Source organism: Desulfomicrobium norvegicum (assembly GCF_900114595.1).
Classification (GTDB): Bacteria; Desulfobacterota; Desulfovibrionia; order Desulfovibrionales; family Desulfomicrobiaceae; genus Desulfomicrobium; species Desulfomicrobium macestii.
In genome coordinates, this window is record NZ_FOTO01000002.1 from 273,877 (window position 1) to 298,432 (window position 24,556).

The 24,556-nt window shown below is 61.2% G+C and carries 20 protein-coding genes; 11 read left to right on the forward strand and 9 right to left on the reverse strand.

What is annotated here, in order from left to right; genetic code table 11:
• Positions 1-8 precede the first annotated feature (8 nt).
• The 6 genes from BMZ24_RS05230 to BMZ24_RS05255 all read right to left on the reverse strand — a co-directional run bounded on the left by BMZ24_RS05230 (position 9) and on the right by BMZ24_RS05255 (position 7,829).
• Positions 9-776 (reverse strand): ABC transporter ATP-binding protein, encoded by a 768-nt coding sequence (locus BMZ24_RS05230; RefSeq protein ID WP_092190002.1) that lies wholly within the window; start codon positions 774-776, stop codon positions 9-11.
• Positions 773-1,732, reverse strand: a complete 960-nt coding sequence (locus BMZ24_RS05235; protein WP_092190003.1) for a branched-chain amino acid ABC transporter permease — start codon at positions 1,730-1,732, stop codon at positions 773-775. The genes BMZ24_RS05230 and BMZ24_RS05235 overlap by 4 nt, the downstream gene beginning before the upstream one ends.
• Positions 1,729-2,634 carry a branched-chain amino acid ABC transporter permease gene (locus tag BMZ24_RS05240; protein WP_092190005.1) on the reverse strand — a complete coding sequence of 302 codons (906 nt, stop codon included), beginning with the start codon at positions 2,632-2,634 and terminating at the stop codon, positions 1,729-1,731. The genes BMZ24_RS05235 and BMZ24_RS05240 overlap by 4 nt, the downstream gene beginning before the upstream one ends.
• Positions 2,635-2,697: 63 nt before the next feature.
• The gene (locus BMZ24_RS05245; protein ID WP_092190007.1) at positions 2,698-3,828 is read right to left on the reverse strand and encodes a branched-chain amino acid ABC transporter substrate-binding protein; all 1,131 of its coding nucleotides are present in this window, start codon (positions 3,826-3,828) and stop codon (positions 2,698-2,700) included.
• A gap of 482 nt (positions 3,829-4,310) precedes the next feature.
• Positions 4,311-7,316 (reverse strand): L-glutamate gamma-semialdehyde dehydrogenase, encoded by a 3,006-nt coding sequence (gene pruA / locus BMZ24_RS05250; RefSeq protein ID WP_092190009.1) that lies wholly within the window; start codon positions 7,314-7,316, stop codon positions 4,311-4,313.
• 27 nt (positions 7,317-7,343) lie between these two features.
• Entirely contained in the window at positions 7,344-7,829 is a 486-nt protein-coding gene (locus BMZ24_RS05255) for an Lrp/AsnC family transcriptional regulator (protein WP_092190011.1), read from the reverse strand.
• Between the two features lie 468 nt (positions 7,830-8,297).
• Between BMZ24_RS05255 and carB the strand changes: the two genes are divergently transcribed.
• The 8 genes from carB (at position 8,298) to BMZ24_RS05295 (ending at position 19,512) form a co-directional block, all read left to right on the forward strand.
• Complete coding sequence (gene carB / locus BMZ24_RS05260; protein WP_092190013.1) at positions 8,298-11,546, forward strand: carbamoyl-phosphate synthase large subunit; 3,249 nt, start codon at positions 8,298-8,300, stop codon at positions 11,544-11,546.
• 103 nt (positions 11,547-11,649) lie between these two features.
• Positions 11,650-13,041: an amidophosphoribosyltransferase gene (gene purF, locus BMZ24_RS05265; RefSeq protein WP_092190015.1), complete on the forward strand. Its 1,392-nt coding sequence runs from the start codon at positions 11,650-11,652 to the stop codon at positions 13,039-13,041.
• Positions 13,042-14,037 (forward strand): KpsF/GutQ family sugar-phosphate isomerase, encoded by a 996-nt coding sequence (locus tag BMZ24_RS05270; RefSeq protein WP_092190017.1) that lies wholly within the window; start codon positions 13,042-13,044, stop codon positions 14,035-14,037. It abuts the gene before it with no gap.
• Between the two features lie 43 nt (positions 14,038-14,080).
• The gene (locus BMZ24_RS05275; protein WP_143077839.1) at positions 14,081-14,626 is read left to right on the forward strand and encodes a zinc/iron-chelating domain-containing protein; all 546 of its coding nucleotides are present in this window, start codon (positions 14,081-14,083) and stop codon (positions 14,624-14,626) included.
• Positions 14,623-16,959, forward strand: coding sequence for a penicillin-binding protein 1A (locus tag BMZ24_RS05280; protein ID WP_092190021.1), 2,337 nt, complete (start codon positions 14,623-14,625; stop codon positions 16,957-16,959). The genes BMZ24_RS05275 and BMZ24_RS05280 overlap by 4 nt, the downstream gene beginning before the upstream one ends.
• Positions 16,960-17,098: 139 nt before the next feature.
• Positions 17,099-18,112: a nucleoside recognition domain-containing protein gene (locus BMZ24_RS05285; protein WP_092190024.1), complete on the forward strand. Its 1,014-nt coding sequence runs from the start codon at positions 17,099-17,101 to the stop codon at positions 18,110-18,112.
• A 43-nt stretch (positions 18,113-18,155) separates the two neighbouring features.
• Positions 18,156-19,217: a M24 family metallopeptidase gene (locus BMZ24_RS05290; protein WP_092190026.1), complete on the forward strand. Its 1,062-nt coding sequence runs from the start codon at positions 18,156-18,158 to the stop codon at positions 19,215-19,217.
• Positions 19,204-19,512, forward strand: coding sequence for a DUF4911 domain-containing protein (locus tag BMZ24_RS05295; protein ID WP_092190028.1), 309 nt, complete (start codon positions 19,204-19,206; stop codon positions 19,510-19,512). The genes BMZ24_RS05290 and BMZ24_RS05295 overlap by 14 nt, the downstream gene beginning before the upstream one ends.
• Here the strand turns inward: BMZ24_RS05295 and BMZ24_RS05300 are convergent.
• Together BMZ24_RS05300 and BMZ24_RS05305 are read right to left on the reverse strand one after the other, a co-directional pair.
• Positions 19,501-20,319: a TatD family hydrolase gene (locus BMZ24_RS05300; RefSeq protein ID WP_092190030.1), complete on the reverse strand. Its 819-nt coding sequence runs from the start codon at positions 20,317-20,319 to the stop codon at positions 19,501-19,503. The two genes, BMZ24_RS05295 and BMZ24_RS05300, sit on opposite strands and share 12 nt — an antisense overlap.
• Before the next feature lie 2 nt (positions 20,320-20,321).
• On the reverse strand, positions 20,322-20,519 hold the full coding sequence (locus tag BMZ24_RS05305; RefSeq protein ID WP_092190032.1) for a Trm112 family protein: 198 nt from the start codon (positions 20,517-20,519) through the stop codon (positions 20,322-20,324).
• 160 nt (positions 20,520-20,679) lie between these two features.
• Between BMZ24_RS05305 and BMZ24_RS05310 the strand changes: the two genes are divergently transcribed.
• The 3 genes from BMZ24_RS05310 to folD are packed head-to-tail and all read left to right on the forward strand — an operon-like array spanning position 20,680 to position 23,665.
• The gene (locus BMZ24_RS05310) at positions 20,680-21,477 is read left to right on the forward strand and encodes a type III pantothenate kinase (protein ID WP_318779629.1); all 798 of its coding nucleotides are present in this window, start codon (positions 20,680-20,682) and stop codon (positions 21,475-21,477) included.
• Positions 21,474-22,766 carry a phosphopyruvate hydratase gene (gene eno, locus BMZ24_RS05315; protein ID WP_092190034.1) on the forward strand — a complete coding sequence of 431 codons (1,293 nt, stop codon included), beginning with the start codon at positions 21,474-21,476 and terminating at the stop codon, positions 22,764-22,766. Before BMZ24_RS05310 ends, eno begins: the two co-directional genes overlap by 4 nt.
• Before the next feature lie 53 nt (positions 22,767-22,819).
• Positions 22,820-23,665 carry a bifunctional methylenetetrahydrofolate dehydrogenase/methenyltetrahydrofolate cyclohydrolase FolD gene (gene folD / locus BMZ24_RS05320; RefSeq protein ID WP_092190234.1) on the forward strand — a complete coding sequence of 282 codons (846 nt, stop codon included), beginning with the start codon at positions 22,820-22,822 and terminating at the stop codon, positions 23,663-23,665.
• 69 nt (positions 23,666-23,734) lie between these two features.
• On the opposite strand, the gene amrB is transcribed toward folD, so the two are convergent.
• Entirely contained in the window at positions 23,735-24,547 is an 813-nt protein-coding gene (gene amrB / locus BMZ24_RS05325; protein WP_092190036.1) for an AmmeMemoRadiSam system protein B, read from the reverse strand.
• Positions 24,548-24,556 lie beyond the last annotated feature (9 nt).

The following is a 24,556-nucleotide window of genomic DNA, read 5'->3' on the forward strand; positions in this document are numbered from 1 at the left end:
GTGGTCCTTTATTCGTCGGAGTCGACACCGAGGTAGGCTTCGATGACACGCGGGTTTGCCTGGATCTCGGCGGGCGTGCCGGACGCGATTTTCGCGCCGTGTTCCAGCACGACCAGGGATGAGCAGACACGCATGACCAGACCCATGTCGTGTTCGATCAAGAGGACCGTGATGCCTCGATCCTGGATGGCGCGGATCAGGCGGATGAGGTCATGGGTTTCCTGGTCGTTCATGCCTCCGGCCGGTTCGTCGAGCACGATGAGTTTGGGCTTGGTGGCAAGGGCGCGGGCGATTTCAAGGAGTCTTTGATTGCCGTAGGACAGGTTTTTGGCCTTGTTCTGCCATTCATGGGACAGGCCCACGAATTCCAGTTCGGCCATTGCCTGGCGCATGGACTCATGTTCCTCGCGTCGCTGGGTCGGTGTTCGGAACATGGCCGCCAGTGAGCCCGAGTGCATGCGGCAATGGCCGCCCGCGAGCACATTTTCAAGGACGCTCATGTTCTGAAACAGGCGAATGGTCTGGAAGGTGCGGGCTATGCCCCTTTCCACGATGGTGTGGGTGGGCAGGCCGACAAGGTTCTGGCCGTCAAAGAGGACCGTGCCCGTGTTGGGCTGGTAGTTGCCGGTGATGAGGTTGAAAACGGTAGTCTTGCCTGCGCCGTTGGGGCCGATGAGACCGACGATGCTGCCTGCCTCGACATCAAAGGAAACCTCGTTGACAGCCATGAGACCGCCAAAGTTCTTGCTCAGGTTTTCTATGGAGAGCAGCGTCATTTGCGACCTCCGGCGGGAAGAAGGCTGGCGACGTCATACTTCTTGGGACCGGGCGGAAGCAGGCCCTGATTCCGGAAGATCATCATGAGCACCATGGCCGCGCCGAAGACCAGCATGCGGTATTCGGCCAGACCTCGAAACAGTTCGGGCAGCCCGACCAGGAGAAACGCTCCCAGGATTACGCCGGGAATGCTTCCCGCCCCTCCCAGGATGACGATGGTGAAAAGGACCACGGATTCGGCGAAGGAAAACGACTCAGGGGCGATGATGGTCATCTTGGATGCGTAGATGGTTCCGCACATGCCGGCCCAGACAGCGCCGATGATGAAAGCCACCAGCTTGTGATGGGCGACGTTTATTCCGCTTCCTCCGGCGGCCACTTCATCCTCCTTGATGTACATGAGCGCCCGTCCGAAACGGGAATGCTCAAGCCGCAGCAGGAGAAAAATGGTCACGGCCGCGAAACCCCAGATCAGGTAAAAGAACTGGTCCGGTTTGGATATCTTGTACCCGAAGACCGTCGGGCGGCTGATTCCGAAGATGCCGTTGGCCCCGCCGGTGATGTCGAAGACGTTGTTGATGAGCGCGATGCGCACGATCTCGACGATTCCGATGGTGACGATCAGCAGATAATCCCCGCGCAGGTGGATGATGGGTCTGGCCACGATCATGGCGAAGATCCCGGCCATTATCCCAGCCATAGGCATGCTCCACAGCACGGGAATCCCGAAGGTGGTGTTCAGGATGGCCGTGGTATAGGCGCCGATGGCGTAGAATGCGGCGTGCCCCATGTGGAAAAGGCCGGCATGGCCGAGGATGACATTGAGGCTCAGGGCCAGAATTGCGTAAAGTCCGACATTGTTGAAGACGTCGGTCCAATAGGCGTTCAGAAACAGCGGGCATGAGGCCATGAGCAGGGCAAAAATGAAGTAGTAGAGGACATTACGTGATTTCATACTTTCTCAGCCACCCTTTCTCCTAGAAGGCCCGTGGGCCTGACAATGAGGATAAGGATCAAGACGCAAAAGGCGATGGCGTCTTTCCAGGCGATGGAAATATACGCCGCGCCAAGGGCCTCGATGACGCCCAGCAGCAAGCCGCCGACCATGGCCCCGGGAATGTTGCCGATGCCGCCCAGGATGGCCGCGGTGAAGGCCTTGAGGCCGAACATCCAGCCCATGCTGAAATTGATCTGCCCGTAATACAGGCCGACCATGAGACCGGCCGCGCCGCCAAGCGCCGGGCCGATGCAGAAGACCAGCATGATGACCCGGTCGACGTTGATGCCCATCAGCTTGGCCGCGCCCTGGTCGATGGCGGCGGCCCGGATGGCCGTGCCGATCTTGGTCTTCTGTATGAAGAAATACAGCGCCGCCATGAGCACAAGGGACGTCGCGAACATGATGATGCGCATGACCGGGATGTCCAGGCCCATGATGTTCACGGCCGTCTTGGGCAGGATGTTGTGCGGATAGACCAGGAATTTTGGGCTGTAGATGGCCATGATCGCATTTTGAAAGAAGATGGACGCACCGAGGGCTGAAACCACGGCTGAAAGCCGGGGCGACTGGCGAAGCGGGCGGTAGGCCACGCGCTCCAGTATCGCGCCGATGATGGCGACCAGGATCATGACCATGATGGCCAGCAGAATCACGGCGGGCAGCGGTCCGATTTTGTCGAAAAGGCCCATGGAGACGAGCAGGGTAAGGCCAAGGTAGGCGCCGATGGTGAAAAGATCGCCGTGGGCGAAATTGATCAGCTTCAGGACCCCGTAGACCATGGTGTACCCGAGGGCGATCAGGGCATAGATGCCCCCGACGGCCAGTCCATTGGTCAGTTGTTGAAAAAATTCTTCCATGATGTGTGTCGGGGCAAGATGTTGAAAAAAAAGGGCTCCTCCCTGAAGAGGAGCCCTAGCTTTTTACGGCTGCAGAACAAAGGCTCCGGCGGCGTCGACCTTGTACACGCGGTACAGGTCGCCAACGCGGTCACCCTTTTCGTTGAAGGAGATCTTGCCGGTCAGGCCGGAAAAATCCTTCATTTCATTCTTCATGTAGGCGGCCAGCTTTTCGCTGGAGGTGTCCTTGGTCTGGGCGACGGCTTCGGCGATGACGCGGTAGGCGTCGCCGGCCAGCACTGCCCATACGGAACCCGGGGCGTTGCCGTAGGCGGCCTTGTAGGCGGTCATGAAATCCTTGGCTTCGGGGGTGTCCAGATCAGCCGGGACAGGGGGGCTCAGGAACATGAAACCCTCGGCGGCCTGGTTGCCGGCGATCTTGACCAGATCGGGGTTGTTGGTCGCGTCGCCGCCGATCATGGGCACGTTCCAGCCCATTTCCATCTTCTGGCGCAGGAGCATGCCGGCCTCGGGATAGTAACCGGTGAAGAAGATGACTTCGGGGGCGGCGGATTTGATCTTGGTCAGGATTGCGTTGTAGTCGCGCTCGCCGGGAGTCAGCGCGTCGTAGAAGGCGATGGTCTTGCCCGAGGCTTCAAGCAGGGACTTGGCTTCGTCGGCCAGACCCTTGGCGTATGAGGTGTTGTCGTGGAGGATGGCGATCTTGCTGAAACCGAGTTCGCCCAGGGTCTTGGCGGCAACCATGCCCTGCTCGTCATCGCGGGGGCAGGTGCGGAAGAAAAGAGGCAGGCTCTTTTCGGACAGGCGGATGGCCGTGGAACCGGTGGCGACCTGGAGGATGCCGGACTCGGCATAGATGTTCTGGGACGCTTCTGTGACGGACGATCCGTAGGTGCCGATAACCGCGGAAATTTCCTTGGTGGTCAGGCGGGTTGCGGCCAGGGCTGCCTGACGCGGATCACCGCCGTCGTCCTCGACCACGATCTCGACCTGGTTGCCGTTGATTCCGCCCGCCTTGTTGGTCTCGGCGGCCAGCAGTTCAACGATCTGTTTCATGTCCTGACCTTCGCTGGCCCAGGAGCCCGTCAGGGGGCACATGAGGCCGATGCGGATGGTTTCGGCCCAGGCGGAGCCCAGGGTCAACGCCACGAGGGCCAGGGTCAGGAAACCAAGTGTACACAGTTTTTTCTTCATGAAGTCCTCCTTGAAGGTTGCAGAGCCCTTGGGTTCGCAGGGTGCGAACCGGTTTTAGGTAAGATATGAAACCGGAGAGTCCGGATAACCCCTTTGAGGGACGCATGAAAAACAAGGGATGGAAAACGATAAAGCAGGAATTAATTTGTAAAAAATGTAAAATTCGACTACATGAGAAGCGTTGGAAAATCAATTTTTTTCCAAAAAGAGACAAGTGCTCGCATGAAAAAGTGTCTGCCTGACGATTATTCGATTTAAGCGCTGTCATTTAAAATTTTATTCAAAATGTGTGTGCGGAGCAAGGTTTTTTGCGCATGTTTGGCTAAATGGCTTTGACTCTGCCGGTCGCGGCATGCGCAAGGTGATTCAATTTAAAAGAGTATCGATCAGGCGAATTCGCGTGCGGGTCCGCCGGAAAACAAAAAAGGCCCGCCAGGAACGAGTCCTGGCGGGCCGCAAAGGCAGGCGCGGGGGAGGGGCGATCAGATGATCCAGTCGTCGTCCTCTTCGATGGGCGCGAAGCCGCGGCGCATGGTGTTTTCGCAGACGAGTCTCGGGTCCATGAACTGCAGCAGGTAGTCCGGGCCGCCGGCCTTGGAGCCTATGCCGGACATGTTGAAGCCGCCAAAGGGGTGGCGTTCCACCAGCGCGCCGGTGGAGCCGCGATTGAGGTAGAGGTTGCCGACGTTGAACTGTTCGCGGGCCTTTTCGAGGTGCTTGGGGCTGCGCGAGAATACGGCTCCGGTCAGGGAGTAGCGCGTGGAATTGGCCCACTCGATGGCCTGGTCGAAGTTCTTGACCTTCATGACCGCAAGGACGGGACCGAAGACCTCTTCCTGGGCGATGCGGTGCTCGGGGGTGATGCCCTCGACGATGGTCAGGGGCGCGTAATACCCGCTGTCCGGGACAGGGCTCGAGTACAGGAGCTTGCCTTCGCTGGTGGCGATGCCGATGTATTTGAGCACGTTCTGCTGGGCCTTGTCGTCCACCACCGGCCCCATGAAGTAGGTCGGGTCCTCGGCCGGTCCGATGGCCAGGGACTTGGCTCCTTCCACCAGACGTTCGATGAACTTGGCATAGATGGGTTCGACGACGATGACACGGGAACAGGCCGAGCATTTCTGACCCTGGAAGGCAAAGGCCGAGTGCAGGACTTCCCTGATGGCCTCGTCCAGATCGGCGTCGTCATCGATGATGATGGCGTTCTTGCCGCCAAGTTCGGCGATGACCTTCTTGATCTGCTTCTGGCCGGGATGAACCACGGACGCCTTGTTGATGATGCGGTGGCCTACTTCCATGGATCCGGTGAAGGCGATCAGCGCGACGTCGGGATGTTCGACAAGGTAGTCGCCCATGACCGAGCCCCTGCCCGGCACATAGTTGAACACCCCGGCCGGTAGGCCGGCCTTGCGGAAGATTTCGGACAGGGTGAAGCCGACCACGGAGGACGGTCCGGCCGGCTTGTACAGTACGGGATTGCCGGCGACGATGGCGGCCGAGCTCATGCCGCAGCTGATGGCCAGCGGGAAGTTCCAGGGGGCGATGACGGCCGCGATGCCCTTGGGCTGGTACATGAGTTGGCTCATCTCGCCCGGGGCCCGGCCCATGCGCTGGGGTTTGCCGAAGCGGATCATCTCGCGGGCGTAGTATTCCATGAAATCAATGGCTTCGGCCACATCGGCCTGGGCCTGATCATACTGTTTGCCCACTTCGAGGGTCTGCCAGGCGCACAGGGTGAAGATCTCCGTGCGTGCGATTTCGGCAGCCTTGAGCAGATATCCGGCCCGTTCCTCGGGAGACAGCGCTTTCCAGGCCGGAGCGGCCTTTTTGGCGGCTTCGATGGCCAGATCGATTTCCTTGGTGGAAGCCTGGCAGATGGTGCCGATGACTTCGTTCGGGTTGGCCGGATTGACCGACTGCAACGTGTCGGCCGTGCGCACCTCCTGGCCGCCGATGACCAGCGGATATTCCTTGCCCAGCTGCGTGCGCACCACGGCGAGTGCATCCACGAAGGCCCGGCGTACGGCCTCCTGGGTGAAATCGGCGAAGGGCTCGTTCTCGAAGCGGGTGAGGCCCTTGATCTCCGGATCGGCCCCGGGGCGGCGCTGGGCTTTTTCCCGTTCGACGGTAGCCACCGGGTTTTCCATCAGGCGCTCCACCTCGGCCTCCTCGGCAAAGGATTGGCGCAGGAAGGATTCGTTGGCCGTGTTTTCAAGCAGGCGGCGCACCAGATAGGCCATGCCGGGCAACAGATCGCCATAAGGGGCATAGAGGCGCACGCGCTTGGCCACTTTCATTAGCCCTTTGCGCACGGGCTCGGCCATGCCGTAGAGGACCTGGAACTCGTAGCGCTCATCGGGCACGTTCAGGGCCTTGGCAGTCTCCATGACCGCGGCGATGGTGCGGATATTGTGCGAGGCGCAACCGAAATGGCAGATGTCGTGGTTTTCCAGGATGACCTTTGCCTGGCGTTCATAGGCGGCGTCGCTCTCGGCCTTGATGGTCCAGACCGGGATGTCCCAGCCGTTTTGCTTGGCGATGACGGTCTCGGAATCCCAGTAGGCGCCCTTGACCAGGCGGATGGAGATGGGCAGGCCCTGGGCTCTGGACCAGGCCAGAAGATCGGCCAGATCCTTGTCCGTGTCCTTCAGGTAGGCCTGCAACACGATGCCCAGATGCGGGTAGTCGCGGAATTCCTCGCTGGAGCGCAGACGGCGGTACACCTCAAGAGTGATGTCCTTGAATTTGTACTGCTCCATGTCGATGCGCATGAAGCCGTTCATTTCCTTAACCTTGCGCAGGATCGTGGCCAGGCGATTTTCGATGCCCCGGACCGAGCCCTCGAAGTCCTTGGGCGACGCCTGGGAGAAGAGAGCCGTGGGCTTTACGGAAATGTTGACCTTGGGCGCATGTCCCCAGTCCAGCTCTCCGCCGCCGAGGGCCGCCCAGGAGGCGTGCTCCTTTTTCAGGGCGTCCAGGAGTTCGATGTATTCGTTCAGATAGGCTTCGGATTCGATCTCGCTGACCGACGCTTCGCCAAGGATGTCCACCGTGAAGGCGAAGCCGTCCTTGCGGATTTTCTTGAGGTTCTTCATGGCGTCGGAGGTATTCTCGCCGATGATGAACTGCTTGGCCATGCCCTCGATGTTGGAGCGGATGGTCTTGGCCATGAGCCCGGCGGCCAGCTTGCCGCCAAGGCCGGAGCCCATCGCCCCCGCGCCCCATTTCAGGACTTTGGGCACGTCCTGGTCGTCACCGGCGAAATATTCGTCGATGTGCCGGGTCAGGGAGTCGGAGGTGTTCAGGTAGGGCAGGACGTCCACAAAGCGGAACAGCTGCACCTTGAAGTTCTCGTTCTTCATGGACCAGTCCATGACCTTGCCGGTCCACCAGCCCTTGTTGAAAATGGAAGGGGCTTCGCCGGAGATGCTGGCAAAAAATTCCTTGCCACGGTCGCTGATCTTTTTGTCCAACACCATACTGTCCATTTTTGACTCCTGGATTTTAGAACTGGTTTATTTTGGGGCTTTCCTGGGGTTTTTGCACGCGATGAACTGCAGGGACAGGGCCTGGGTCTCTTTTAGGGTGTCGAGCACCAGGGTGGTCCGGCTGTCACGAACTCCGGGTATTTCGCCGAACTGCTTCATGAGCTGGGCCAGCGTTTCCGTGCTGCTGACCCGGGCCTTGACCAGATAGTTGTACTCCCCGGCGGTCCAGTGCACTTCCTGCACCTCGTCGATTTCGGCCAGCTTTCTGCCGATCTCCGAGCTGCCGACCGAATCGGAGGTCTTGATCTGGATGAAGGTGGAAAGGGAAATCCCTAAGGCCTTGGGGTTAAGGCGCACTTCGTATTTATCGATGACGCCCTTCTGTTCGAGTTTCTTGACCCGTTCCAGCACGCCGGACGGAGCCATGCCGATCTGGCGGGCCAGTTCGGCATTGGTGATCTTTCCGTTCTCTTGAAGGATATTCAGGATCTCGATATCTGTGCTGTCTAACATTGTTGTTCGCCTCTTGGTTTGGGAATATAATTCTTGAGAAGATCTTCGTCAATGAAGATTGCCATAATTGGAGAATTGCGTGTGTCTCTTTGCAAAGGGCTTTCCAGGCTCTGCCGGGCCGGATGTGAGTAAGCGATCAATCTCGAATAATATTCGCAAAGAACATCGAAGAAAAGAATAAAAGCTCAAAAACAATAAATTCAGGATCCGGATCGCAAATTTTTGGCGGCGAAATGAGTATTACGTATTTGACATGCGCGTTCGGGAACCGGGGGCGGGGTTGGTCCGGGAGTGAATTTTTCCGTGATTTGGCGGTGATGGATGGGTCTGCGGGGTGTGCATAACCAGTGTTTGACCTTCCAGTGTACTGTGTTTAATGTACCCGGGCCTCATGAGTGTGGGCACGACGGCTGTCAGGCCGCCTGCGCTTCTGGAGCGATTTCCAACATATAACCCACCCAATCATCCATGCCCAAGAGAACAGATCTCAAGAAGATAATGCTCATCGGCTCGGGCCCCATCGTCATCGGACAGGCCTGCGAGTTCGACTATTCCGGGACCCAGGCCTTGAAGGCCCTCAAAGAAGAGGGCTACGAGGTCATCCTGGTCAACTCCAACCCGGCGACGATCATGACCGATCCGAACCTGGCCGACCGGACCTACATCGAGCCCATCGAGCCCGAGACCGTGGCCCGCATCATTGAAAAGGAACGCCCCTGCGCCCTTCTTCCGACCCTTGGCGGCCAGACCGGCCTGAACACGGCGGTGGCCGTGGCCGAGAACGGGGTCCTGGAGAAGTACGGAGTGGAACTGATCGGCGCATCCCTGCCGAGCATCAAGAAGGCCGAGAGCCGCCAGCTTTTCCGCAAGGCCATGGAGAATATCGGCCTCAAGGTTCCAAAGAGCGGCATCGCCCGCACCCTGGACGACGTCCGCGAGTGGGGCGACAAGCTCAAATTTCCCATCATTGTCCGCCCGGCGTACACCCTCGGCGGCACCGGCGGCGGCGTTGCCTACAACAAGGAAGACCTGGAGCGCATCGCCCAGCAGGGCCTGGCGGCCAGCCTGACCTCCGAGGTCATGCTGGAGGAGTCGCTTCTGGGCTGGAAGGAGTACGAGCTCGAAGTCGTGCGCGACAAGAAGGACAACTGCGTCATTATCTGCTCCATCGAAAACCTTGATCCCATGGGCGTGCACACCGGCGATTCCGTGACCGTGGCCCCGGCCCAGACCCTGACCGACGACGAATACCAGAAAATGCGCGACGCCTCCCTGGCCATCATGCGCGAGATCGGCGTCGAGACCGGCGGTTCCAACGTGCAGTTCGCGCTGAATCCTGCCAACGGCGACATGATGATCATCGAGATGAATCCGCGCGTGTCGCGTTCCTCGGCCCTGGCGTCAAAGGCCACGGGGTTCCCCATCGCCAAGATCGCGGCCAAGCTGGCCATCGGCTACACCCTGGACGAACTGCAGAACGACATCACCCGCGAGACCATGGCCGCCTTCGAGCCGACCATCGACTACGTGGTCATCAAGATTCCCCGTTTCACCTTCGAGAAATTTCCCGGCGCCGAAGATTATCTGACCACGGCCATGAAGAGCGTGGGCGAGACCATGGCCATCGGCCGGACCTTCAAGGAAGCCCTGCAAAAGGGTCTGCGCTCCCTTGAGACCGGCTACCCCGGACTGGGCAAGACCTTCGACGGACAGCTGCCCGACATCGAGGACACCCTGGCCGGGCTGCGCAAGCCCAACTCCCGCCGCCTCTATCAGCTGCGCGACGCGTTGCTGTCCGGCATCTCCGAGGAGGAGATCTTCGCGGCCTCGGCCATCGATCCCTGGTTCATTCGCCAGTTCAAGGACATCGTGGATTTCGAGGGCGTACTCAAGAACGTCGGCCTGCAGGGAAATCTGTCCGTGGACAATCCCGATTTCGTGACGGTGCTGCGCGACGCCAAGGCCATGGGTTTTTCGGACCGGCAGCTGGCCACGATCTGGAAACGCGGCGAGCGCGACATCCGGTCCATGCGCAAGGAAGCGGGCATCATCCCCTCCTATAAGCTGGTCGATACCTGCGCCGCCGAATTCGAGGCCTACACCCCCTACTATTATTCGACCTACGAAACCGAAAACGAGGCTCGAGTCTCGGACAAGCGCAAGGTGGTCATCCTCGGCGGTGGCCCCAATCGCATCGGTCAGGGCATCGAGTTCGACTACTGCTGCGTGCATGCTTCCTACGCCCTGCGCGAAATGGGCATCGAATCCATCATGGTCAACTCCAACCCCGAGACCGTCTCGACCGACTACGACACCTCGGACCGGCTCTATTTCGAGCCCCTGACCCGCGAGGACGTGCTGGCCATCATTGAGCAGGAAAAGCCCGAGGGCGTCATCGTGCAGTTCGGCGGGCAGACTCCGCTCAATCTGGCCGTGCCGCTTTTGCGCGAGGGCGTGCCGATTCTGGGCACCTCGCCGGATTCCATCGACCGCGCCGAGGACCGCGAGCGTTTCCAGGCCCTGCTCAAGAAGCTCGACCTTCTGCAGCCCAACAACGGCACCGCCATGAGCATCGAGGAGGCCGTGATCGTGGCCGCCCGCATCGGCTATCCGGTGGTGGTCCGCCCCTCCTATGTGCTGGGCGGCCGGGCCATGGACATCGTCTATGACGAAAAGGACCTGCGTACCTATTTCGACAAGCACGTCACCGTTGTGCCGGATCATCCCATCCTGATCGACAAGTTCCTGGAGAACGCCATCGAGATCGACGTCGACGCCGTCAGTGACGGTGAGGACACCTACGTGGCCGGGATCATGGAACACATCGAGGAAGCGGGCATTCATTCCGGCGATTCGGCCTGCGTGCTGCCCCCGCACACCGTCGGCAAGATGTGGATTCAGGAGATCGAGCGCCAGACCAAGGCCCTGGCCAAGGAGCTGGGCGTGGTCGGACTCATGAACATCCAGTTCGCCCTCAAGGACGAACAGGTTTACATTCTCGAAGTGAATCCCCGCGCCTCGCGCACCTCCCCATTTGTTTCCAAGGCCACCGGCGTGCCCCTGGCCAAGCTGGCCACGCGGGTCATGATGGGCGAAAAGCTTGCCGATCTGAAACCCTGGGACATGCGCAAGGGCGGCTATTACGCGGTCAAGGAGGCGGTCCTGCCGTTCAACCGCTTTCCCGGCGTGGACGCCCTGCTCGGACCGGAAATGCGCTCCACCGGCGAAGTCATGGGCATCGACCCGTCTCTCGGACTGGCCTTCATGAAGGCCCAGCTCGCGGCCGGGCAGTTTCTGCCTGCGTCCGGGTGCGTGTTCATTTCCGTCAACGATCATGACAAGAGCGGGATCATCGTACCGGCCAAGACTTTCCAGAAGCTCGGCTTCACCATCATGTCCACTCGCGGCACGGCGGCCTTCCTGGCCGGGCACGGGGTCGAGTGCCAGGTTGTGAACAAGGTCTACGAGGGGCGGCCCAACGTCATCGATCACATCAAGAACGGAGACATACAGCTGGTCATCAACACGTCTTCCGGCAAGCGCACCAAGGAGGACTCCTCGGAGCTCCGCCGGACCACGGTCATGTACGGCCTGCCCTACACGACCAATCTGGCCGCGGCCAAGGCGCTGGCCATGGCCATCAAGGAGCGCAGCACCTCCGGGCTCGACGTGAAATGCCTGCAGGAATATTACAAGGAATCTGGCCGGGATTTCTAACCTCCGGACACCGGAGATCAGGGATTTTGGTGCAAAGCTCAGGGCCAATCGTGGCCCTGGGCTTTTGCGCATTCAAGAACACCTACACGGAACGTGAAGCAATATGAAAAAGGAAGCCTGCGGATTATTTGGAATTTATGGCCATCCGGAAGCGGCGCGCATGACCTATTTCGGTCTTTATGCCTTGCAGCATCGCGGTCAGGAAAGTGCCGGCATCATCACCTGGGACGGGCAGACCATCCGCGAGCAGCGCGGCATGGGACTGGTCGCCGACGTGTTCGAGGAACGTCACCTCGGGCACCAGCTCAAAGGGAGCGTGGCCATGGGCCACATCCGCTATTCCACCACCGGGGCCTCGCTCATCCGTAACGCACAGCCCTTCAAGGTCACCTACAAGGGCATCAATCTGGCCCTGGCCCACAACGGAAATCTGGTCAACACCATCTCGCTGCGTGAAGAGCTGGAGAATCAGGGCACGATCTTCCAGACCACCATGGACAGTGAAGTGATCATGCATCTGGTGGCCAAATACATGAACGGCGGCACTCCCGAGGAGGCCATCGCCAAGGCCTGCAGCCGCATCCAGGGCTCCTACAGCCTGCTCTTCATGGTCGATCAGAAGCTCATCGCCGTGCGCGATCCGTGGGGTTTTCGGCCTCTGTCCCTGGGCCGCGTCGGAGATGCCTACGTACTGGCCTCCGAGACTTGCGCCTTTGACCTGCTTGAGGCCGAGTACCTGCGCTGTCTGGACCCGGGCGAGATGCTGGTCATCGAGGACGGGCGGATGATGTCGCACCGCTACATGGAGCCCGCCGAGAAGCAGAGTTCCTGCATTTTCGAGCTCATCTATTTCGCGCGGCCTGATTCCCTGGTTTTCGACCAGGAAGTCTACAACGCCCGCAAGAGCATGGGCAAGATTCTGGCTCAGGAATGCCCGGTTGAAGGCGATTTCGTCATGCCCTTTCCGGATTCGGGCGTGTATGCGGCCGTGGGCTACGCCCAAGAGTCGGGCCTGCCGTTCGAGGCCTGCATGATCAGAAACCATTATGTCGGCCGGACTTTCATCCAGCCGACCCAGGGCATGCGTGACTTTTCGGTTCGCGTGAAGCTCAATCCGGTGAAGTCCATGATCAAGGGCAAGCGCGTGGTTATTGTCGAGGATTCCATCGTGCGCGGCACGACCATCCGCACCCGCGTCAAGCAGCTCCGCGAACTGGGCGCCAAGGAAATCCACATGCGCGTCAGCTGCCCGCCGATTCGCTATCCCTGCTACTACGGCATCGATTTTTCCTCCAAGGGCGAGCTCATCGCGGCCAATCATTCCGTGGCCGACATCGGGCGCTATCTGGGCCTCGACAGCCTGCACTACATCACCATCGGCGGACTGCTCAAGGCGGTGCGCGGGCCCGAAAACTTTTGTCTGGCCTGCTTCAACGGAGCCTATCCGGTTCTGCCCGACGGAGGCATCGGCAAGCTCTCCTTGGAGTGTTGCTAGATGCCTAGTGCAAGCACGCAGAAAGACTGGCTGGCCAAGGCCCGGGAGGTGCTCGACATCGAGACTCGCGGCCTGGCCGCTGTTCGTGACCGTCTGGACGACTCCTTTGTGCGCGCCCTCGGGATCATGGCCGGGTGCTCGGGCCGGGTGGTGATCACGGGGCTTGGCAAGTCCGGCCTGGTCGGGCGCAAGATCGCCGCGACCCTGAGCAGCACCGGCACTCCGTCCTTTTTTCTGCATCCGGTGGAAGGTGCGCACGGGGATCTGGGCATGATCCGTCACGAAGACGTCATCGTTGCCATCTCCAATTCCGGTGAGACCGACGAGCTGAACAACATCCTGCCCAGCCTGAGGAGCCTGGCCGGGCATGTCATCTCCCTGACCGGGGGAACGCAATCGACCATGGCCCGGCTGTCCGACGTGGTCATCGACACCTCGGTGCCTTGCGAAGCCTGCCCACACGGGCTTGCCCCCACGGCCAGCACCACGGCCACCCTGGCCGTGGGAGACGCCCTGGCGGTCTGCCTCATCGAGTGGAAGTCCTTTGCCCTGGACGACTTTCGCCGTTTTCATCCCGGGGGGGCCCTGGGTCAGCGCCTGACCCGAAAGGTCGAAGAGCTGATGCGTTCCTCCCAGCTGCCCGTGGTGCCCAGCGGGGCATCCCTGGGACAGGCCCTTGAGGTGCTCAACGCGGGCCGCCTGGGCTGCGTGTGCGTGCTGGACGCAGGGGGGCATCTGCTGGGCCTTTTGACCGACGGCGATGTGCGCCGCCTCGTCTGCGCGAACCGGCTGGTTCTGGACGCCGTGATCGATTCAGTCATGACCGCGTCGCCCCTGCATGCCACCTGCGGACAAAAAGCCGCCGAAGTCCTCGATATCATGGAGTCCCGGGCCATCACCGTGTTGCCCGTGGTCGCCCCCGACCAGACCCTGGCCGGCATGGTGCACATGCATGACGTGCTGGGGCAGGGCCGGGTCAAGTTTTCGCGTTCCTGAAAAGAGGGCCGCGTCCTTTCACACACATTTTTTCCAAACAAATATGAACGATACATCCATTATACATCCAGATGTCTGCGGCCGCTGCGCTGCCAGAGGCCGGACTTGCTGCACGGTCGCAAGCGGGGACGAGGAATTCTGTTTTCCCATCTCCATCCCTGAAATGAACGCCATCCGTGGCGCCGGGCAGGGCGGGGAAGATTCCTTCGTCCTGGTCGCCAACACACCCGGCTTTGTCGAACAGCTCGATTTTCTCATGCCGGAGCGCGACATCGCGGCCGCATTTCCCAGGCAGGGCTCGCATTGGCGATTGGCCACCACCCCGCAAGGCGAATGCACCTTTCTGGGGCGCGACGGATGCGTTCTGAATCGGAGCGTGCGGCCGATCTACTGCCGGCTTTTTCCGCTGTGGCAATTTCACGGGCAGCTGACCTGGTTCACCGCCGCCGAATGCCTGGCCAATGAGGAATGCCCCTCCCTTGCGACCATGATCGAGGCCATGAATACAAGCAGCACGGAGGTCAGGGCCCTGTTTGGCGAAATGTGCTCGAAGCTCGGGCTTGAGCCGGACGCAAAGGTGAAGTCATGAAAGTTCTGAAGATATTCCTGGTGCTGATTGTGCTGGGCGTGTTTCTTGCCGCCGGCGCGGGAATTGGCCTCTATTACTGGGCCCAGGAGGATTTGCCCGGATTCACGAAGCTCAGCGACTATTCTCCGGCCCTGGCCACGACGGTCCGGGCCCGGGATGGCCGGATTCTCGGATATTTCTACCGCGAGAAGAGATTTCTCATTCCCCTGTCGATGATGAGCCCGATCACGGTCAAAGCCTTTCTGGCGGCCGAGGATTCCGGATTCTATCAGCACGAAGGCGTGGATCTGCCGGGAATTTTCCGGGCGGCTGTGAAGAACTTCATTGCCGGGGGCATCGTCCAGGGCGGTAGCACCATCACCCAGCAGGTCATCAAGTCCATGCTGCTCACGCCCGAACGCAGCTACGAACGCAAGCTCAAGGAAGTCATCCTGGCCTATCGCCTGGAGAAATATCTGAGCAAGGACGAGATCCTGACAATCTATCTCAATCAGATCTACCTTGGTGCCAAGGCCTACGGAGTGGAGGCGGCCGCAAGGGAATATTTCGGCGTGAACGCCTCCCAGCTGAGTCTTGCCCAGGCCGCATTGCTGGCCGGCCTGCCCAAGGCTCCGTCGCGCTATTCGCCCTACGGCAACCCCGAGCGGGCCAGGGAGCGTCAGCTCTATGTCCTCGCCCGGCTGAGGGATCTGGGTTGGATCGACCGCGGCGAATACGAAGCCGCCGTAAACGAACCCCTCGTTTACGGGGCGCAGGAAGATCCGTCCTGGAAAGTGGGCCCCTACTATCTCGAGGAAGTGCGGCGGCAGCTGGTCGAGAGCTATGGCGAGGACATGGTTTACGGCGGTGGTCTTCAGGTACGCACCGCCATGGACATGGACCATCAGGTCGTTGCCGATCAGGCCCTTAAGGCTGGCTTGGTCGAAACCGCCAAGCGTCATGGCTGGCAGGGGCCGGTCAGGCATATTGACGAGGGCGAGTACGAGGAATTTCTTGGCGCCCGCAAGGACATCGAGTCCAAGCCCGGGGACTGGATGCAGGTTCTGGTCACCGGCGTGGAAAAGGCCGGGGCGAAGGTGCGCTTCGGCACCAAATCGGGCATCGTTCCCGTGGCTTCCATGAGCTGGGCCCGGGTGCCCAATCCCAAGCTGGCTCCGGAAGAGGCGGGCAAGGTTGGCGACGCCCGCAAGGTGCTCAAACCCGGAGACGTGGTCTGGGTCTCGGTGGAGGAGGTTGCACAGGACAAGCCCTGGAAGCTCAAGCTCGAACAGGAGCCCAAGGTTGAAGGCGCGCTTGTGTCCATCGATCCCCGCAGCGGGGAAGTGCTTGCGCTCTGCGGCGGGTACGATTTCTTCCGCAGCCAGTTCAACCGGGCGACCCAGGCGCTGCGCCAGCCCGGCTCGGCCTTCAAGCCCATCGTCTATTCGGCGGCCCTGGACAACGGATTCACCGCGGCCAGCATCGTCCTGGACGCCCCCATCGTCTATCAGGACGGAAGCGGGGAGATGTGGAAGCCTGAAAATTTCGAAGGCATCTTCTACGGCCCCACGCTGCTGCGCACGGCCCTGGTCAAATCGCGCAACCTGGTCACCATCCGAGTGGCCCAGCAGGTCGGCATCCAGAAGATCGTCGAGCGCGGCAAGGCCCTGGGGCTGACCGGAGTCATGGAGCCCAATCTTTCCCTGGCCCTGGGGTCCGGGCAGTTCACGCCGCTCAATCTTTGCCAAGCCTACACGGCGTTTCCCCGTGGCGGTACAAGCATCAAGCCGCGGCTGATCGAAAGTGTGGTCTCGCCCTGGGGGGAACAGCTCTTTTCGGCCAAGGAGGAAGTGACCGAGGCCATCTCCCCGGAAACCGCCTATATCATTTCCCATCTGCTGCAGCAGGTCGTGCAGTACGGAACGGGCGCGCGCGCCAAGGTTTTGGGACGCCCCGTGGCGGGCAAGACCGGCACCACCAACGACGAGCAGGATGCCTGGTTCATGGGTTTCTCCCCCTATCTGCTGACCGGGGTCTGGGTGGGCTACGATCAGGTCAGGCCCATGGGCAAGTACGAGACCGGCGCACGGGCCGCCCTGCCCATCTGGATCGACTATCGCAGCAAGGTCGAACCCGGCTACCCGGTTCAGGACTTCCAGGCTCCTCCCGGTATCGTCATGGCCCGGGTGGACGCACGCACCGGCCGTTTGGCAGGACCGGGCGCGACCGAGGCCTACATGCTGCCTTTCGCGAACGGCACGGAGCCGTTGCCAAGTGTGGGTCTCGATGAGCTTGACGCCGATCCGGGTTCATCCAATGCTGGCGGGGAGAGCCTGCTCAAGCAGATCTTCTAGAGGTTCTTGTTTGATGTCGCGCTCTTCGTGACCGGCCCTGCAGCACGGGGCCGCAAAAGATGATGCGCCTCGCCCTTGCGGCTTGGGAGAGGGGACAGGCAGAGCCGTCAACCCGTTTTTATGCACAGTACGGAAATCCATGAACATCCTTCAAGAAACAAAGAGCGTCTTGTGGCGTTCGGGGCGGATCAGCCTCGAACTCTACAAGATCATGGTCCCCATCATCATTGTGGTCAAAATCCTGCAAGAACTGGGACTTGTGGTCTGGCTCGCCCGGCCACTGGCTCCGGTCATGCAGATGGTCGGGCTGCCCGGGGAGATGGGGCTCGTCTGGGCCACGGCGCTGGTCAGCAACATCTATGGAAGCATGATCGTTTTCGTGTCCCTGGCAGGAGAGCATCCTTTGAGCGTGGCGCAGGTCACGGTGCTTGGCGTCATGATCCTGGTCGCCCACGGCCTCCCCGTGGAGTTGCAGATCGTGCGCAAGTCGGGTCCGCGCATGGGCTTTCAGGCATTGCTGCGCATCGGCGGCGCCCTGATGCTGGGCTGGCTTCTGTCCCGGATCTACGCCTGGGGAGGATGGCTGCAGGAGACCAACGTCCTGCTCTGGCAACCCCAGCCGGAAAGCAGGGACCTTCTGGTCTGGGGACTTGGGCAGGTGCAGAATCTGGCCATGGTCTTTGTCATCATCGTGGCCCTTAGCGCGATCATGCGTGTGTTCACGGCCATCGGACTGACGGGGCTGTGCGTGCGGCTGCTGGCTCCGCTCCTGCGCCTGCTCGGCATCGGTTCCGAGGCCGGGACCCTGACCATCGTCGGCATGATCATGGGTCTGGCCTACGGCGGGGGCATGATCATGCACGAGGCGCATTCGGGCAAGGTCGGTTCCAAGGACATCTTTTCGTCCTTGAGCCTCATGGGCCTGTCCCATTCGGTGTTCGAGGACACCCTGCTCATGGTCGTCATCGGAGGACATGTCTCCGGGCTGCTCTGGGCGCGGATCATCTTCACCCTTGTCGTCATCGCGCTTCTGGTGCGCGTGGTCGCATGGCTGGGGGACGACTTCTTCCACCGGCATCTGTTCAAGCCCGTCGAGGTCTATTCCAAGCCCGAGCCCTGCTGTCCGGGCGCCATCGTGCCGGACAGGAAATGAGCTTGCGGATCTCTTCTTCACAGCAAACCAAGGCGTATCGACCATGAACCATGCCAAGCGTCTTCAGGGGCTGAAAAATCTCATGCAGAAGCAGGACATCGATGCCCTGCTCGTGGTCCATCCGGCCAACCGTTTTTATCTGTCGGGGTTCGAGCTGCATGACGGGCAATGCAACGAGAGCTCGGGCTGCCTGCTGATCCGTCTAAACGAACCGGACTGGCTGCTGACCGATGCCCGTTTTACGGAGGAGGCCCGGCGGCACTGGCCAGGCGAACATGTGCATGTGTACGGGGCGCCGCGCGTCGAAAAGATCGCCGAGTTCGTAAAGAGCCTTGGCGTCAGCGAACTGTGGGTTGAAACCCATGCCATGTGTGCGGGAATGTATCTGGAGCTGGCCGGGATGCTGGCCTTGCGCCAAGCCCCGCGTCTGGTGGAAGAGCTGCGCACGGTCAAGGATTGTGAGGAACTGGCCCGGCTCAGGGCCTCCTGCGCATTGAACCACCAGGTTTACGAAGCCCTTCGGCCGAAGCTGGTGCCCGGCGTTACAGAGCGGGAAGTGGCCTGGATGCTGGAGAAGGAATTCCGGGAACGGGGAGCCGAGAGCCTCAGTTTTGCGCCCATTGTCGGATTCGGTCCCAACGGAGCCTTGCCACACGCTACGCCCGCAGATGCCCGCCTTTCGGCACAGACTCCGGTTCTGATCGACATGGGCGGACGACTGGACGGGTATTGTTCGGATCAGACCCGGACATGGTGGATCGGGGACAATCCCACGGACGAGTTCAAGCGCACCCTTGCCCTGGTGCAGGAGGCGCAGGCCCTGGCCATCGCCAAGGTCGCTCCGGGGGTTGGCACCGATGAGCTGCACGCCACGGCCAGGGAGTTTTTCGCGCGGCACGGGGTGGCCGGGCATTTCACGCATTCCCTTGGGCACGGCATCGGCCTTGAAACGCACGAAGCTCCGGGAGTCGGCCCTCTTCGTCCGACGGTGCTTCGGCCCGGCATGGTCATCACCGTGGAGCCTGGCCTGTATTATCCTGAGTGGGGCGGAGTGCGCTGGGAACATATGGTCGTGGTCACCGAGGACGGTCATGAAGTGCTCTGAGCAGCCATCACCGGAACGGCGCAAGTCTCGGCCCCGAAAGCCCCGCAGGGAGAAGAACCCCGCGCCGGCGTGCCTGGCCAGCAGGGTTCTTTATGCCGAGGTGCCCCGCAACCGGATCGCCCTCTATCGCTTCCTGCTCGAAGGCTACGACAACCTGGCCATCATGAGCGTGGTCGATCGCTACCGGGCCGTGATCAAGCTGCGCTTCACGCCCGGCGCAGAGCGGACCCTGCGGGAAGTGCTTGAGGGCCAGGGCGCGAAAATCATCGAGCCTCCGGGATGCTCAGTCGGATAGGCCGAAAAAGTCCCTCGCGTTGTCGCCGCAGCGCGCCCACAATTCATGCGGATTCTCGCCGCGAAGCAGGGCGATTTCTAGGGCCGTGAAGCCCAGCAGGGCGGGTTCGTTGCGTTTGCCCCGGTAGGGCTCAGGGGAGAGGTAGGGGGCGTCGGTTTCAAGGAGCAACCTGTCCGCCGGGATGATCCGGGCAGCTTCCCGCAGGGCTTCGGATTTGGCGTATGTGACCGTGCCGGGCACGGAGAGGTGCCAGCCGCGCCGGAGCAGTTTTTCAGCCCATTCCGGTCCAAGGCCGAAGCAGTGCCAGAGCAGGGGCCGCCCGCCAAAACCCATGTCATCCAGAATTTCCAGGCAGTCGTCCTCGGCGTCGCGGCAGTGGATGACCACCCGCTGATCCAGTTCCAGGGCCAGCTCCAGCTGGCGCCGGAACCAGTGCTGCTGCGTTTCGGGGGGGGAGAAGTCGTAGAAGTAGTCAAGGCCGATCTCGCCCACCGCGCGCAGTCTTGGATCGGTCGAGAATGCCTGGCGCATGTCCGCAAGGTCGACGTCCGTCATTTTCGCGGCTTCGTGCGGGTGCACTCCGAGCAGGAAAAAAACATCGTCGTGACGCTCGAAAAGGGCCCTTCCCTCGCGGTAGGCCGCAGGGCCCAGAAAGACATTGCCCACGGTGCGCACACCGCAGGCAAGGGCCCGCGCCAGAACCGCGTCCACGTCATTGTCCCGGCCGTCAAGATGGGCATGGCTGTCCGCTCCCACCGGGGAGAGCCCCAGGGTTTCAGGAAGCTGCCGCTCTTTCTTTTTGCTCATCGTTATTTCTCGCGCACGCCCTGGTCCCATTTCTCAACGGCGATGGCTTCGTCGATGAGCATGACCGGAATTTCCTCGCGCACAGGGTAGACGACGTCGCAGGCCGCGCATTTGAGACCTTCTTCCTGACCGATGAGTTCCAGGTCGCCCTTGCATTTGGGGCAGGCCAGAATTTGCAGCAGTTCCTTGTTCAGGGCCATGTTTCCTCCACATGATGAATGGTAAGATGTTGAAGAGGGGCTTATCCTGAACGAAAACGCGTTACAAGCGGACAGATGCCACCCGGTCCTTGAGTTTTCAAACCAATGCGATACAACCGCACCTATGATGCATGGTGATAAAACATTCTCTGGGGGACCGGTGCTGCTCTTCGACGTGGGCAACACCAACGTGAAGCTTTGTCTGGCGGACGAAAACGGCCTTGGCCGGACCTATTCGCTGCCCTCCACCAACCGGGAGACCTCCGATTCCCTGGGCCTTTGCATCGCAGGAATCTGCGCCCGCGAGGGCGTGGCCGAGGGCGAGGTGCGGGCCTGGGTGCTGTCTTCCGTGGTGCCGCCACTGAACAGCCTGCTGAAGGCCGCCTGCGCGGATTTTTTCTCCTGCCCGGCCCTGTTCGTGCCCGGCGACATCGCGCTGCCGCTCGAAAACCGCTACGCCAGACCGCAGGAGGTCGGCGCGGATCGCCTGCTGGGCGGTTTCGCGGCGCGGACCCTTTTTGACGACGAGACGCTCATCGTCGTCGACTTCGGCACGGCCACGACGTTCGACTGCGTGCAGAATGGGGCCTATCTGGGCGGACTCATCTGTCCGGGAGTGCTCAGTTCGGTCACGGCGCTGGGCACCCAGACCGCCAAGCTGCCCCAGATCAGCCTGGAACCGGGCGGCGCGGACCTGGACATCGGCACCAGCACCCGGCAGAGTCTCAATCACGGCGTGCTGTTCGGCTTCGCGGCCATGCTGGAGGGGCTGACCGCGCGGCTCAAAAAACGTCTGGCCGCTCCCGACGCCCGCGTCATCGCCACGGGCGGTTTTGCCCCGCATCTGGCGGCCATCACCTCATGCATCGACAATCTGGCCCCGGACCTGCTCATGCAGGGCCTTCTGGCCGCATATTTTCAGAAACATTCACCAAGGAACGCAAGGGAGCAATCATGAGCACCATCACAGGTATTTGGGCCAGGGAGATTCTGGATTCCAGGGGCAACCCCACCGTTGAAGTGGAAGTCACCCTCGAATCGGGCGCCACGGGGCGCGCCGCCGTGCCTTCAGGCGCATCCACAGGCACGCGTGAAGCCCTCGAACTGCGCGACGGCGACGCCGACCGCTTTGGCGGCAGGGGTGTTGAGCAGGCCGTGCGCAACGTCATGGAAGAGATCGCCTCCGAGATCATCGGCCTTGAAGCCGTTCGTCAGGTGGAAGTGGATCAGGCCCTCATCGATCTGGACGGCACCGAGAACAAGTCCCGCCTGGGCGCCAACGCCATGCTCGGAGTATCCATGGCCACGGCCAAGGCCGCTGCGGAATTTCTGGGCCTGCCGCTCTACAAATACATCGGCGGCATCAACGCCAAGGTCTTGCCCGCGCCCATGATGAACATCATCAACGGCGGAGCGCACGCAGCCAACAACCTGGACATCCAGGAATTCATGATCCTGCCGCTCGGCGCGGCCAGCTTCAAGGAAGCCCTGCGCATGGGCGCCGAGACCTTTCATACCCTGAAGAAGATCCTGCACAAGGACGGCCTGGCCACCTCCGTCGGCGACGAGGGCGGCTTTGCACCCAATTTCGCCAGTCACGAGCAGGCTTTCACATACATCATGAAGGCCATCGAGGAAGCCGGATACGAGCCCGGCAGCCAGATCGCCCTGGCCATCGACGCCGCCGCCTCGGAATTCTACAAGGACGGCAAGTACCATTTCGCCGGTGAGAACAAGATCCTGACCGCGCGCGAGCTGACCGACTACTACGCCGATCTGGCCGGAAAGTTTCCGCTGGTGTCCATCGAGGACGGCCTGGCCGAAGCGGACTGGGATGGATGGGAAGTTCTCTCCGACGTGCTGGGCGACCGCCTGCAGCTGGTCGGCGACGACATTTTCGTGACCAATCCGGCCCTTTTGGCCGACGGCATCATGCGCGGCGTGGGCAATGCCATCCTCATCAAGCTCAACCAGATCGGCACGCTGACCGAGACCATGGACTGCATCGAAATGGCCAAGGAGGCTTCTTTCGCCACGGTCATCTCCCATCGCTCCGGCGAGACCGAGGACAGCTTCATCGCCGACCTGTCCGTGGCCGTGAACGCCGGGCAGATCAAGACCGGCTCCCTGTGCCGCTCCGACCGCATGGCCAAGTACAACCAGCTGCTGCGCATCGAGGAAGACCTGGATTCGCAGGGTGTCTATTTTGGACCGGCCATGGCCGCCAACTGGTTTGACGAAGAATAATAACCCGTATGGCGCACTTCGGTGCGCCTTTTTTATTTTCAGCCGAGGACAACATGCAAATCATCGACGGAAAAAAGACGGCCGCCATCATCCGTCAGGAACTCAAGGATCAGGTCGCGGTGCTGACGGCAAGGCATGGACGGGCGCCGGGCCTTGCGGTGATCCTGGTTGGCGGCGATCCTGCCTCGCAGGTCTATGTCCGCAACAAGGAGCGGGCTTGCGAGGATGTGGGCATTATCTCCAAGGGCTTTCGCCTGCCGGAGGATATCCCGCAGGCGCAGCTTGAAGACACGATCATGTTCCTGAACAGCGACCCCGCTATTGACGGCCTGCTGTTGCAGCTGCCCCTGCCCAAGGGGCTGGACAGCCAGCGCTGCCTTGACCTGATCAGCCCCTCCAAGGACGTGGACGGCTTTCATCCCGTGAACATGGGCCGCCTGGCGCTGGGGCTGCCCTGCCTGCGTTCCTGCACCCCGGCGGGAATCATGACCCTCATGGAGCGCCACGGCATAGACGTGTCCGGAAAGAAGGCTGTGGTCATCGGTCGCAGCAACATTGTCGGCAAGCCTTTGGCGCTTATGCTGCTGCAGAAGAACGCGACGGTCACGGTCTGCCATTCCCGGACCCGGAACATCGCCGCCGAGGTGTGCAGCGCCGACATCGTCCTGGCCGCCGTGGGCATTCCCAAGTTCGTGACGCGCGACATGGTCAAGCCTGGAGCCGTGGTCATCGACGTGGGCATCAACAGGACCGAGCTTGGTCTGGTCGGGGATTGCGATTTCGAAGGATTGCAGGACGTGGCCTCGGCCATGACTCCGGTGCCCGGCGGAGTGGGCCCCATGACCATCGCCCAGCTCCTGGTCAACACGGTCGAAGCCTACGTGGAACATATGGGCTAAAGGCCCCGTAAAAAAGCAAAGGGGCCGTTTTGGCCCCTTCCCCGAATTTTCTTTTTCCCGCCGCCGATCCTACTCGATGATGATTCCTGCGTAGCCCACCACTCTGGACACGTCCCCATTCACGTCCGCCGATGTGGCATAGGCCACCAGCTCCGCCTTTTTCGCGCCCTGGATGTTGGCCAGGTGCATGCCGAGGGTCATGGGCAGCACGCCGCACATGGAGATGTTCTCTTCCCGCACCTTGCCGTAAAAACCCATGGGGTCCAGGGCCAGGATGCGGTCCAGCGCGTGCCGATCGATGACGCGGGTTTTTTCGTCGGATGCGAAGTGGTTCATGTCCGAGCTGACCACGACGGATACTTCCCGGCCGAGCCTCGCGAGCACTTCGGCGATCTTGGCCGCCGCGCCTCCGAGCTTGTGTGGCCTGGGGTCGCCCACTGCGATGGGGACGATGCGCATTTCAGGGTTCTTGGCCCACAGGAAAGGCAGAATGACTTCCAGGGAGTGTTCCTGCAGATGGGCGACCCGGTCGGCGGTCAACGCCGGTTCCGCCGCCAGAATTGCGGCGGCCAGTTCGGCGTCAACGTCCATGGCCGCGCCGGGCAGCAGCCATTTGCCGTCCGGCCATACGGCCATGGGCGCGCCCATGCCAGTGTGGTTGGGGCCGAGCAGGAGCACTGTATCCGTCAATTTGGCCCGGGCCAGGGTCTGACCCGCCACGCCGCCTGAAAAGACGTGTCCGGCATGGGGGACCATGGCCAGTTTGGTGGTTTTCTCATTCTCTTTTTCCCCGCGCATGCACGACTGCACGGTTGCCAGCCACTGGTCCTGACGTCCGGCATAAAACTGGCCCGCGACGACGGGCTCGCGATCAAAACTCATGTCTGCCTC

Coding starts and splice junctions, on each gene's coding strand:
- BMZ24_RS05255 (WP_092190011.1), bottom strand. CDS start 7,829: ATGTTAGACAGCACAGATATCGAGATCCTGAATATCCTTCAAGAGAAC.
- BMZ24_RS05230 (WP_092190002.1), bottom strand. CDS start 776: ATGACGCTGCTCTCCATAGAAAACCTGAGCAAGAACTTTGGCGGTCTC.
- BMZ24_RS05280 (WP_092190021.1), top strand. CDS start 14,623: ATGAAAGTTCTGAAGATATTCCTGGTGCTGATTGTGCTGGGCGTGTTT.
- amrB (WP_092190036.1), bottom strand. CDS start 24,547: ATGAGTTTTGATCGCGAGCCCGTCGTCGCGGGCCAGTTTTATGCCGGA.
- BMZ24_RS05290 (WP_092190026.1), top strand. CDS start 18,156: ATGAACCATGCCAAGCGTCTTCAGGGGCTGAAAAATCTCATGCAGAAG.
- carB (WP_092190013.1), top strand. CDS start 8,298: ATGCCCAAGAGAACAGATCTCAAGAAGATAATGCTCATCGGCTCGGGC.
- folD (WP_092190234.1), top strand. CDS start 22,820: ATGCAAATCATCGACGGAAAAAAGACGGCCGCCATCATCCGTCAGGAA.
- BMZ24_RS05275 (WP_143077839.1), top strand. CDS start 14,081: ATGAACGATACATCCATTATACATCCAGATGTCTGCGGCCGCTGCGCT.
- BMZ24_RS05285 (WP_092190024.1), top strand. CDS start 17,099: ATGAACATCCTTCAAGAAACAAAGAGCGTCTTGTGGCGTTCGGGGCGG.
- BMZ24_RS05245 (WP_092190007.1), bottom strand. CDS start 3,828: ATGAAGAAAAAACTGTGTACACTTGGTTTCCTGACCCTGGCCCTCGTG.
- pruA (WP_092190009.1), bottom strand. CDS start 7,316: ATGGACAGTATGGTGTTGGACAAAAAGATCAGCGACCGTGGCAAGGAA.
- purF (WP_092190015.1), top strand. CDS start 11,650: ATGAAAAAGGAAGCCTGCGGATTATTTGGAATTTATGGCCATCCGGAA.
- eno (WP_092190034.1), top strand. CDS start 21,474: ATGAGCACCATCACAGGTATTTGGGCCAGGGAGATTCTGGATTCCAGG.
- BMZ24_RS05270 (WP_092190017.1), top strand. CDS start 13,042: ATGCCTAGTGCAAGCACGCAGAAAGACTGGCTGGCCAAGGCCCGGGAG.
- BMZ24_RS05295 (WP_092190028.1), top strand. CDS start 19,204: ATGAAGTGCTCTGAGCAGCCATCACCGGAACGGCGCAAGTCTCGGCCC.
- BMZ24_RS05300 (WP_092190030.1), bottom strand. CDS start 20,319: ATGAGCAAAAAGAAAGAGCGGCAGCTTCCTGAAACCCTGGGGCTCTCC.
- BMZ24_RS05235 (WP_092190003.1), bottom strand. CDS start 1,732: ATGAAATCACGTAATGTCCTCTACTACTTCATTTTTGCCCTGCTCATG.
- BMZ24_RS05305 (WP_092190032.1), bottom strand. CDS start 20,519: ATGGCCCTGAACAAGGAACTGCTGCAAATTCTGGCCTGCCCCAAATGC.
- BMZ24_RS05240 (WP_092190005.1), bottom strand. CDS start 2,634: ATGGAAGAATTTTTTCAACAACTGACCAATGGACTGGCCGTCGGGGGC.